Here is a 1,968-nt window from a genome sequence, read left to right as displayed (position 1 = left end):
AGCTTCTTTACAAACATCAGGATGATATTTTTTCGAAAGACGTCGATAAGCTTTTTTAATATCATCCAATTTAGCATCACGTGATAATTCTAAAACTTCATAATAGTCTTTTTTTTGTTTCAAAATATGAGCCAGAATGTAAGTGGCTCCTACCATACCAAACATTAAAACGAATATGTTTCTGGAATTTTATTTTTGCATGTTCATGGTGTAGTGTATCAACCGTAGTTAAATTTATCTCAATCTAACGTTGCTGGTTGAGTATTGCTTCCACATTTATCTCAGTTAATAGATAGTTTAACGTTGTCATGTTCTTTCACAAAAGACAGAAAGAGAGGGGGGGAAAGCGAGTCCAAGTCATGCAGCTCGAAAGAAACAAAGTTCTAATTTTCAACTCACGCCAAAGATTTCTTCTTTCTTATACCATTTACTCTTCCCGGTTCCACCGCTGATTTATGTCACTACCACCATCTTTTAGAAAACAAACCATTATGTACCAAACTTGACACTTCTAGAACCAGTTATTTTGACTCAAATTCAAAATACTGGACCAGCTTTTATGATTCCCGTAAGTGTTTTTTTAAGGTGGGACGGTTGTTATTAGAGAGAACTTTGACTACACTAAGGTTCGAAACTACTTTATTACACCTAACAATCACATGCAAGAACTTATCTGCTTTTTCATAATGGTAATGGGGTTTTGAATTTACCACCATTAATAAAAGACTTGAAAATTAGTTCACTATGTAACCAAGTAGAGTTAACAATAAACTATACTTTGAAATGGCGTATTTTAGAGACTAGAAGAAAAAAAATTTCTTGCGAATGTTACTGTATTATAGTTAATGGGCTCCCTATATTTAGAGAAGTAATATTTTTTTTTTGTTTTATTATTATATTAAATTTATAATTTTAGAATTTATAATTAGTTGGTCATTTAATAAATTATTAAAGAATATATTATGTTTAAAGTATTACTTCTCTGAATAATTATTTTATTCATTTGATTTATTATTAAACTGATTTACCGTAAAAATAAAAATATATTTCAACTCTAACCTTTAATATCTAATAAATTATTATTTTAGTTCGTAAATAGTATTATTAGTTTTTAAAATTTAAAATCTTCATACAAATCTCTAAAATGCTCGAATTCTATATTGAATCGATTTAACCCATGGTATGTATTTCTAAAGATTATTTTTAAAATTATTTGATTTTTAAAATAAATAGATAATTATTTCTTTTAATGTGTGTCCTTATACACATATGTTGTCTATTGTAATATTTATCTATTATAATATAACAACCCTGCAGAAGAGTGATACAAAATATCATGAGACGGACCTTCAAAGATAATGCATCAGAATTAATATACAAAATATGAACTCTTCTTTGATTGTTTTCAGGTTTAGCTGTTGAGTCAGGAAATCATAAGACGGGGCTGGAGGGCCACTGCAAGGTGACAAGATGAAACTGTCACAGCAAAGAATGGTCCATCTTGTAAGGGAAAGAGATTGTAAGAAGATTTGTTGCAGCTGCAGTTGAAGGGATTATATTTTGGCATTTTTTAGCTTAGTTCAAATACTACCAAATATATTCCAGTGATAAACAAGTGAAAGCAGTGATGCATACCTTTAGTCCCTCATTGAAAAGCCATTAAAAAAAAGCAGTCTTAAACGTTGACAATAAAGCAGCATAATAATGTCTCAATGGTTTCAACTTTCAAGTACCACCTAAGATTTACTAATGCAACCCACGTTCTTCTTGATTTTTTCTCTCTTAATAGTAGAAGGTGGAAGGGAGTAAAAGGAAACTCGATATCAATCCTACTTACGCATGTACAAAGGGTTAGGAGAAATGAATGCCGAACAACTTTGGGAAACTACTATGGATCCTGCCACTAGAACATTATTGCAAGTGAAATTAGAAGATGCAGTAGAAGCTGATAGAATTTTTACTATGTTA

The 1,968-nt window shown here is 30.4% G+C and carries 1 protein-coding gene and 1 pseudogene; one reads left to right on the top strand and one right to left on the bottom strand.

Annotated features, from left to right (window positions below; translation table 11 throughout):
- A partial coding sequence (locus tag OC710_RS02660) for a DnaJ domain-containing protein (protein WP_425306760.1) occupies positions 1–156 on the bottom strand: 156 nt, incomplete at its 3' end.
- A 1,677-nt stretch (positions 157–1,833) separates the two neighbouring features.
- Here OC710_RS02660 and OC710_RS02655 point away from each other — a divergent pair.
- Positions 1,834–1,968 (top strand): annotated as a pseudogene (locus tag OC710_RS02655) (hypothetical protein); the annotation flags it as partial.

Origin of the sequence: 'Vigna radiata' phytoplasma, assembly GCF_030586915.1 — a bacterium.
In the GTDB taxonomy this organism is placed as follows: Bacteria; Bacillota_I; Bacilli_A; order Acholeplasmatales; family Acholeplasmataceae; genus Phytoplasma; species Phytoplasma australasiaticum.
Note: the sequence above shows the minus strand (reverse complement) of the source record. Positions and strands in the feature narration are given on the sequence as shown.